At 40.8% G+C, this 8,999-nt stretch carries 8 protein-coding genes; 1 reads left to right on the top strand and 7 read right to left on the bottom strand.

The window, feature by feature from the left end; translation table 11 throughout:
• Positions 1–93: 93 nt before the first annotated feature.
• From MK396_RS00445 to pbp2a, 5 genes are all read right to left on the bottom strand, one after another.
• Positions 94–567, bottom strand: a complete 474-nt coding sequence (locus tag MK396_RS00445) for a sigma-70 family RNA polymerase sigma factor (RefSeq protein ID WP_268723335.1) — start codon at positions 565–567, stop codon at positions 94–96.
• Positions 568–687: 120 nt separating this feature from the next.
• Positions 688–1,224 (bottom strand): transcription termination/antitermination protein NusG, encoded by a 537-nt coding sequence (gene nusG / locus MK396_RS00440; RefSeq protein WP_000376728.1) that lies wholly within the window; start codon positions 1,222–1,224, stop codon positions 688–690.
• A gap of 55 nt (positions 1,225–1,279) precedes the next feature.
• Complete coding sequence (gene secE / locus MK396_RS00435; RefSeq protein WP_000505776.1) at positions 1,280–1,456, bottom strand: preprotein translocase subunit SecE; 177 nt, start codon at positions 1,454–1,456, stop codon at positions 1,280–1,282.
• 9 nt (positions 1,457–1,465) lie between these two features.
• Positions 1,466–1,618, bottom strand: coding sequence for a 50S ribosomal protein L33 (gene rpmG, locus MK396_RS00430; RefSeq protein ID WP_001809375.1), 153 nt, complete (start codon positions 1,616–1,618; stop codon positions 1,466–1,468).
• Between the two features lie 52 nt (positions 1,619–1,670).
• Positions 1,671–3,866, bottom strand: coding sequence for a penicillin-binding protein PBP2A (gene pbp2a / locus MK396_RS00425; protein WP_268723334.1), 2,196 nt, complete (start codon positions 3,864–3,866; stop codon positions 1,671–1,673).
• An 86-nt stretch (positions 3,867–3,952) separates the two neighbouring features.
• Between pbp2a and MK396_RS00420 the strand changes: the two genes are divergently transcribed.
• Complete coding sequence (locus MK396_RS00420; protein ID WP_326845825.1) at positions 3,953–4,828, top strand: RluA family pseudouridine synthase; 876 nt, start codon at positions 3,953–3,955, stop codon at positions 4,826–4,828.
• A 68-nt stretch (positions 4,829–4,896) separates the two neighbouring features.
• Here MK396_RS00420 and gap read toward each other — a convergent pair whose 3' ends face one another.
• Entirely contained in the window at positions 4,897–5,907 is a 1,011-nt protein-coding gene (gap, locus tag MK396_RS00415) for a type I glyceraldehyde-3-phosphate dehydrogenase (RefSeq protein WP_221161247.1), read from the bottom strand.
• Positions 5,908–6,223: 316 nt separating this feature from the next.
• Positions 6,224–8,875: a bifunctional acetaldehyde-CoA/alcohol dehydrogenase gene (adhE, locus tag MK396_RS00410; protein ID WP_268723333.1), complete on the bottom strand. Its 2,652-nt coding sequence runs from the start codon at positions 8,873–8,875 to the stop codon at positions 6,224–6,226.
• Positions 8,876–8,999 lie beyond the last annotated feature (124 nt).

Here is an 8,999-nt window from a genome sequence, read left to right as displayed (position 1 = left end):
GGTGTCTTAACCCCTTGACCAACGGACCTTGAGCTTTTCAACTCTTTCTATTATACCTACTTTTCCTACTTTGTCAAGATCTTTTTTACCTCTTTACCGAAATTCTGAAAAGATAAGGGAAAGTTCTCTCAGGAGAGCTTTACGTCCTCTAAAGACTTCTCCTCCCATGAGACGGTCTATTAACTCTTGTTTTTCCATACTCTGCTTTGATTTGTAATTCTTTAGAAGTTCGTGAAAGAGATAATAATCGTCCAGTCTGAGTCCTTTTTCTCCTAGACGATGGCTAATCTCACTCACCTCTTCATAGGGTTCTTTGTCAAAACGTCGCTTGTGGCTTTCCTGTTTACGGATGTAATCTAGAATACGATTTCTAAATTTTGTTTTAAAGCAAACATATAGTTGATGGTGCTCGCCCTCTAGTAACTCTGGGTTGCGACTCACCAGCTCATACAGACATAACATGCCTTCCTGGTCCCAGTCCTCTTTCTCCCACAGATGCAAATGATAATCTTTGCGACACTTATGGACAATGCCCTTCGTTTCTTCGTATAGTTCCTTCAGATTCATAGACCTCTCCTTTCTGCATTTAGTTTAGCAAAATGCACGATCCCATGGGCCCATTTCCTCTATTCTATACTTCTTCCTCCCTCAACGGCACATAAAAAGAGAGGCAAGGCCTCTCTGGGGTTATAATTCTGCAATTTGGTTTAGGTTTACTTCTGCAATCGTATCATTACCAAACATAGAGATAATCATCTTCACTTTATTGTTATCAATTTCAGTAATTTTACCTGTGTAGTCTGCAAAAGCGCCATCAATGATGCGGACAGTCTGACCAACTTCAACGTCAATATCAAACTCTTGAACAGTTTGTCCCATTGAAACCAGAATATCACGGATTTCTTGTTCCAATAGCGGAGTTGGTTTTGATCTGTTACCGTGAGACCCGACGAATCCTGTTACGTTCGGTGTGTTTCGAACAACGAACCACGCTTCATCGGTCATGACCATTTCTACAAGGACATAACCCGGAAAGCGATTCTCTTCAATTTCTTTTTTCTTTCCATTTTTCTCAACTTGCACGGTTTGTGTTGGAATCTCAACGCGTAGAATATTATCCAACATGTTATACGTTTGCGCACGTTGCAATAGATTTTCTTTTACCTTATTTTCATAGCCAGAATAAGTTTGTAGAACAAACCATCCCTTGTCAAAACTATCCATGATATTTCCTTTCATACATATAGAAGGAAGTTAGCAGAACTTCTCCGCCTTTCTTCTAAAAAATGTTAATAAATCGAATCAAACCTGAAACAATCAACTGGTCAAAAATGTAAATGATGACCACAAAGAAGGCTGTGTATTCCATAATAGAGCGAAAATCTCTCCAGCTTTCCTTGCGAGTTGGCCACGTTGTTTCTTTAAGAAGTTTAAAAATATCCTTAATAAAACCCATCGTTCTCTCCTATCTCGTTTCTCTATGTGTCGTATATTTTCCACAATGTTTACAAAATTTATTTACTTCTAGTCGTGTTGGCTTGGGGTTCCCACTAATTTTGATTGAGTAATTCCTTGAACCACAAACTGCACAAGCTAGGCTTGCTTTTTTTAGTGCCATAACGCCTCCATCTTATCTATTATAACAAGAAACCTAGGCTTTGACAAGCCTCTTAACGAAATAGATTAAGGATTGAGTCCCATATTGTCTGGGCTTTTTCTTTTATCTTAGCTTCTGAAATCGCACGTCCTGCTTCATCTACAAGATTTTGTGCGCGACTACGAATATCTCCTATCGGGTCCTCAGACTGGTTTGTCTCATTTTCAACAACTTGCTTTTTCGTATTTTCTGGTTCAATCCCATTTTGTTTATAAGCATTCTCAACTGTAAAAGTGCTACCTGGAGTGTAAGGCAAAATGGTATTAGCCATACTTCTAAAGACGTGGGCTGCTCCATTTGAGGTCGAACCTGCTAGATAATGGTTCTCATCCGTCGTTGGGAAACCGAGCCAGTGGGTAATTACCACATCTGGAGTATAACCAATCACCCACTGGTCACTAGTATATACTGAATTAAAAGCGGCCTCAGTAGTACCTGTCTTTCCAGCCATAACATAATCTGTTGGCGACGAACTAATTCCTGTACCATTGGTAAATGTTCCTAGCATCATACTGGTCATTTTATCGGCTACCGACTTATCAATCACTCGTTTTTGAGAATTTTTATGACTCTTGATGACCTGACCACTGGCATTTTCAATACGAGTGATAAAATGCGCTTCAGGCATCAGACCTTCATTAGCAAAGGTTGCATAGGCTTGTGCCATCTGGAGGGGATTCGTCTCTACACCTCCACCGAGAGCGACTCCAAGAACTCGATCAACATTTTCCATATTCAGGCCAAATCTCTCCCCAGCGTCAAAAGCTTTGTCAATACCTAATGCATTTACAGTCGCAACTGCCGGTAAATTGAGTGATTCCGCCAAAGCCTGATACATAGGTACTTCAGGAGAAGTCTTAATCCCTGCATAATTGTCCACTTGATAACTATCGTACTGCATCGTATGATTATCCAGTTGCTTGTTTAAGGCCCATCCTGCTTCTACTGCAGGCGTATAAACCACTAAAGGTTTGATAGTTGAGCCTGGGCTACGCTTAGACTGAGTGGCATAGTTGAAATTGCGGAAGCCTGGTTTGTCATCGCCAGCTACACTACCAACAACGCTACGCACCCCACCTGTTTTAGGCTCTAAAGCAACACTACCTGATTCAGCATGTGTTCCGTCTTCTGCCTTTGGAAATAGTGAGGTATTTTCGTAAACAACCTGCATGTTGGCTTGGTAGTTTTGGTCAAGTTCTGTATAGATTCGATAGCCGTTGTTGACAATTTCCTCTTCTGTGAGATTGTACTTGGAAACTGCTTCGTTGACAACTGCATCAAAATAAGACGGGTAACGATAATCCGAAATCTTCCCTTCATACTTATCTTGCAGTTGAGAAGCCATATCTGCTCCAGCTGCTTCGGTCTCTTGATTTTTATCAATATAACCCGCTGCAACCATATTTTGCAAAACAGTATCCCTACGGTTGGTTGAAGTTTCAACAGAATTTAATGGATTATACAATTCTGGCCCCTTGAGCATCCCTGCTAGAGTTGCCGCCTGATCAAGCGTTAGTTGTGAAGCCGATACACCGAAATATTTCTTACTTGCATCTTCAACACCCCACACCCCATTTCCAAAATAGGCGTTATTGAGGTACATAGTAAGGATTTGCTCCTTGCTGTATTTCTTTGTCAACTCTAAGGCAAGGAAAAACTCCTTGGCCTTCCGTTCAACTGTCTGGTCCTGGGAAAGATAGGCATTTTTCGCCAACTGTTGAGTGATGGTGGACCCCCCTCCAGAACGGCCTGCTGTAAGGATGGCTAGAAAGAAACGACCGTAGTTAATCCCATCATTTTTATAGAAGGAACGGTCCTCTGTCGCGACGACAGCATTCTGCAAGTCTTTGCTGATATCTGCCAGCTCAACATAGGTTCCCTTTTGACCGGATAGAGCTCCTGCCTCTTTTTCTTCGCGGTCAAAAATCAGAGTTCGCGTTTTCAAGGCATTTTGTAAGTCATTGACATTGGTAGACTTGGCTATCGCAAATAGGTAGGTTCCCACAAGTAAGCCAGCGCTTAACCCTAAAATGATGACAATCTTTGTCAGATGATAACGACGCCAAAATTTCCGAATTGGCCCTACTTGTGACAATTTTTTTCTATCGCTCCGAGAACGACGCATACTAGTAGAATCCGACTCCGCCGATTCACTCGTTTCTTTTTTAAAGAGAGAAAGAAACTTCTCAAATAATTTATCTAATTTCATGCGTTTATTTTATCATCTTCACCATGGGAACTCAAGAATTTAGCTACTACCTATCCAAATAGGGCTTTTTTTGTTACAATATCTGTATGCAATTCACATTTACATTACCCGAATCCCTGCCTCAAATGACGGTCAAACAATTCCTAGAGGAGCAACTCCTCATCCCTAGAAAAATCCGCCATTTTTTGAGAATAAAGAAGAACATCTTAATTAACCACGAAGAAGTTCACTGGAACGAGATGGTGAAGCCAGGGGATATTTGTCAATTGACTTTTGACGAGGAAGATTATCCCACAAAGAAAATCCTTTTGGGCAACCCAGACCTTGTTCAGGAGATTTACCAAGACCAACATCTCATTATCGTCAACAAACCCGAAGGCACGAAAACACACGGTAATCAACCAGATGAAATTGCCCTTCTCAACCATGTCTCTGCCTACGTTGGTCAAACTTGCTATGTTGTTCATCGTCTGGATATGGAAACAAGCGGTTTAGTGCTTTTTGCCAAAAATCCTTTTATCCTTCCTATTCTCAATCGTTTGTTGGAGAAAAAGGAAATCGTTCGTGAGTATTGGGCACTCGTAGAGGGGCACATAGGGAATAAAGAACTTATCTTCCAAGATAAAATCGGGCGTGATCGTCATGATCGCAGAAAACGAGTAGTAGATCCCAAAAATGGGCAATACGCTGAAACACATATCAGTCGATTAAAGCAATTCCCAAATAAGACTTCTCTGGTTCGTTGCAAGCTAAAGACCGGTCGAACGCATCAGATTCGTGTTCACCTCTCTCATCACAAGCATCCTATCTTGGGCGACCCTCTCTATAATAGTAAATCAAAAACAAGTCGGCTTATGCTTCATGCCTTTCGCCTTTCTTTTACCCATCCACTCACCTTAGAAAAATTGAGTTTCACTGTTCTATCGGATACTTTTGAAAAAGAATTAAAAAAGAATGGATGACATTATCATCTATTCTTATATATAAAAAAGCAAGGCCAGAAAGCCTTGCTTTTTTATCGACTCAAGAATTATTTAGCGATTTTTGCAAAGTATTCAAGAGTACGAACAAGTTGTGAAGTGTAAGACATTTCGTTGTCATACCATGAAACAACTTTAACCAATTGTTTACCGTCAACGTCAAGAACTTTAGTTTGAGTTGCGTCAAACAATGAACCGAATGACATACCTACGATATCAGAAGATACGATTGGATCTTCAGTGTAACCGTATGATTCGTTAGAAGCTGCTTTCATAGCTGCGTTTACTTCATCAACAGTAACGTTCTTATCAAGAACTGCTACCAATTCAGTTACAGAACCTGTTGGAACAGGAACACGTTGAGCAGCTCCGTCCAATTTACCGTTCAATTCAGGGATAACCAAACCGATTGCTTTAGCAGCACCAGTTGAGTTAGGAACGATGTTAGCTGCAGCAGCACGAGCACGGCGAAGGTCACCTTTACGGTGTGGTCCATCAAGAACCATTTGGTCACCAGTGTAAGCGTGGATAGTAGTCATCAAACCTTCAACGATACCGAAGTTGTCATGAAGAGCTTTAGCCATTGGAGCCAAACAGTTTGTAGTACATGAAGCACCTGAGATAACTGTTTCAGTACCATCAAGAATGTCATGGTTAGTGTTAAATACAACTGTTTTAACATCTGATCCACCAGGAGCAGTGATAACAACTTTCTTAGCACCACCAGCGTGCAAGTGTTTTTCAGCAGCTGCTTTAGTAGCAAAGAAACCAGTTGCTTCAAGAACGATTTCTACACCGTCGTTAGCCCAGTCGATTTGCTCTGGATCACGTTCAGCAGAAACTTTAACGAATTTACCGTTAACTTCGAATCCACCTTCTTTAACTTCTACAGTACCGTCGAAACGACCTTGAGTTGTGTCGTATTTCAACAAGTGTGCAAGCATCACTGGATCTGTAAGGTCGTTGATACGAGTAACTTCAACACCTTCTACATTTTGGATACGGCGGAAAGCAAGACGACCGATACGTCCGAAACCGTTAATACCAACTTTAACTACCATTAGTGATTTCCTCCTTATGAAAATCATGAAAATTTTATTGTGAAAAGAGTAACTTGAATCACTACAAATCACCTTTCAACAAACCTATTATATAACTATTTGAGTTGAATTGCAAGTACGGGCGTTGATTTTCTCTCTTGCTTTTCTACTTTTCCACTCTTTTTCACTCACTTATTCTTTAATTTTTAAATATATCCCTACAATCTTTTATAATGTTCGTATATTATCTCCAGTTCCACACTCAACCTTAATTCCAGGTCTATCTGAGTTCACAAAAAAGAGACAGGATTTCTCCTGCCTCTAGGCTGATAAACGATTATTTACGACGTCCTGGTCGTTCTGCATAGCCATAGTAAGCATCTGCCATGATTTCTTCCATGTCAGCTACCATTGGCAAGCGTGGGTTAGCAGGTGAACATTGATCTTCGTAAGCAAGTAAGGCAATCTCATGCAAGCTGTCTTTCCAAGTTTTTTCATCGATACCAAAGCCTTTGAAGTTCATTGTGATTCCAACTGCTTCACCAAGATCGTAAACTGCTTTGGCATAAGCTTCAACCGCTTCTTCTGGTGTTGAGCAAGGAAGACCTAGCATACGAGCGATATCTTGGAATTTTTCATCAGCTTTCCAGTAATTGTACTTAGGCCATGTTGTAGTTTTAGATGGACGAGTTCCATTATAACGGATAACATAAGGAAGTAAAATAGCATTTGTACGTCCGTGAATGGTGTGGTGAACAGCACCAATCTTATGCGCCATTGAGTGACTCATTCCAAGGAAGGCATTGGCGAAGGCCATACCAGCCATTGTAGAGGCATTATGCATCTTTTCACGGGCTTCTGGGTCAGCTGTTTTTACAGATTTTTCCAAGTATTTGAAGACTAACTTGATGGTTTGAAGAGCAATACCATCTGTATAGTCATTGGCAAAGTTAGAAGTATAAGCTTCAGTTGCGTGTGTCAAGACATCCATACCTGTGTCAGCAGCAATAAATGCTGGAACAGATTCTACCAAAGCAGGGTCAACAATTGCAATGGTTGGTGTCAAAGCGTAGTCAGTGATTGGGTATTTCCGGTTGTTTGCCTTGTCAGAGATAACTGCAAACGGTGTTACTTCTGAACCTGTACCAGATGTTGTTGGAATACCAATATACTGTGCTTTCTTACCAAGTGATGGGAATTTGAAGGCACGTTTGCGGATATCCATGAATTTTTGAACGAGGTCACCGAAGTCAACGTCTGGCTGTTCATAGAACATCCACATACCTTTAGCTGCATCCATTGGTGAACCACCACCAAGGGCAATGATAGTGTCTGGTTCAAACGAACGCATTACTTCAACACCACGACGAACTGTTGTGATATCTGGATCTGGTTCAACATCTGAGAAGACTTGAATCGTGACTTTGTTTTTACGAAGATTCAATTGGTCAATCACACGTTGTACAAAACCGAGTTTTTCAATTGATTTATCGGTAACAATCATGACACGTTCGATACCTTCGCAAGTTTGAAGGTATTGGATTGAGTTACGTTCGAAGTAGATTTTTGAAGGAACTTTAAACCATTGCATATTATTTCTACGTTTTCCTACTTTCTTGATGTTAAGAAGGTTGATAGCGGATACGTTATCACCAACTGAGTTGTGTCCATATGAACCACATCCAAGTGTTAATGATGGAATGAAGGCGTTGTATACATCACCGATACCACCAAAGGTAGATGGAGAGTTCCAGATAATACGCATTGCCTTTATTTCCGTACCGAAACGTTTTGCAAGAGCTTCGTCTTTTGTATGGATAGCAGCTGAGTGTCCTAGACCATTAAATTCAACCATTTGACGAGCTTTTTTAAGTCCATCTTCAGTATCTTCAGCTTTCAAAACTGCAATAACAGGTGATAATTTTTCACGAGTCAATGGTTCTTTAATTCCAACTTCTGCACATTCAGCAGCCAAGATATTTGTACCTTCTGGTACTTTGAATCCTGCTTGCTCAGCAATCCATGCTGCTGGTTTACCAACAATATTTGGGTTCAATTTTGCACCAGCGCAGTTCTTGCTGTTAGCTTTTGCACCAAAACAGAATTCTTCCAAAAGCGCTTTTTCTTTCTTGTTGACAAAGTAAGTATGGTATGATTTGAATTCTTCTACAAATTTGTCATACACTTCTTTATCAATGATAACCGCTTGTTCTGATGCACAGACCATCCCATTATCAAATGATTTAGACATCACGATGTCATGAGCAGCTTGACGAAGGTCAGCAGATTTTTCTACGTAGGCAGGAACGTTTCCGGCACCTACCCCAAGAGCTGGTTTCCCACATGAGTATGCAGCTTTAACCATAGCATTCCCACCAGTTGCGAGGATAGTCGCAACACCTTCGTGGTTCATAAGTGCCCCAGTTGCTTCCATAGATGGCTCTGTAATCCATTGAACACAGTTTTCAGGTGCACCGGCTGCGATGGCTGCATCACGAACGATTTGTGCAGCATGAGCAGAAGATTCTTGAGCTGATGGGTGGAAGGCGAAAACAATTGGGTTACGTGTCTTCAAAGCAATCAATGATTTGAAAATCGCTGTTGAAGTTGGGTTTGTTGTTGGAGTGATACCACAAATAACTCCGACTGGCTCTGCAATCTTCGTCAAACCTGTAATTGGATCATCTTCGATAACTCCAGCTGTTTTAACTCCACGCATATTGTTCACTACGTGTTCACAAGCAAATAGGTTTTTTGTCGCCTTATCTTCAAATACACCACGACCAGTTTCTTCAACTGCGTGTTGTGCAAGGATACCGTGCGCATCAAGTGCTGCAACAGACGCTTTTGCTACGATGTAGTCAACTTGCTCTTGGTTCAACTTGCGCATTTCATCAAGCGCAACCAAGGCTTTTTTCACGAGACCGTCGACATGCTTTTCAGCAGCAAGTTGTTTTTCCTCTGGTGTTACTGTTTTTTTATCAGCCATATTATCCTCCATAGCCTTTAAGGATGTTATCCTTTGTTAATTTTTTCACAAGTTCATTATAACTCTTTTTTTATGCTTTGTAAACAGTTTCATAAGTATTTCACAAAGAATTTTTCTAAGTTTG

The sequence above is a fragment of the Streptococcus oralis genome (genome assembly GCF_026782235.1).
GTDB lineage: Bacteria > Bacillota > Bacilli > Lactobacillales > Streptococcaceae > Streptococcus > Streptococcus oralis_CC.
This window is presented reverse-complemented; position numbering and strand designations above follow the sequence as displayed.

Coding starts and splice junctions, on each gene's coding strand:
- MK396_RS00445 (WP_268723335.1), bottom strand. CDS start 567: ATGAATCTGAAGGAACTATACGAAGAAACGAAGGGCATTGTCCATAAG.
- nusG (WP_000376728.1), bottom strand. CDS start 1,224: ATGGATAGTTTTGACAAGGGATGGTTTGTTCTACAAACTTATTCTGGC.
- secE (WP_000505776.1), bottom strand. CDS start 1,456: ATGGGTTTTATTAAGGATATTTTTAAACTTCTTAAAGAAACAACGTGG.
- rpmG (WP_001809375.1), bottom strand. CDS start 1,618: ATGGCACTAAAAAAAGCAAGCCTAGCTTGTGCAGTTTGTGGTTCAAGG.
- pbp2a (WP_268723334.1), bottom strand. CDS start 3,866: ATGAAATTAGATAAATTATTTGAGAAGTTTCTTTCTCTCTTTAAAAAA.
- MK396_RS00420 (WP_326845825.1), top strand. CDS start 3,953: ATGCAATTCACATTTACATTACCCGAATCCCTGCCTCAAATGACGGTC.
- gap (WP_221161247.1), bottom strand. CDS start 5,907: ATGGTAGTTAAAGTTGGTATTAACGGTTTCGGACGTATCGGTCGTCTT.
- adhE (WP_268723333.1), bottom strand. CDS start 8,875: ATGGCTGATAAAAAAACAGTAACACCAGAGGAAAAACAACTTGCTGCT.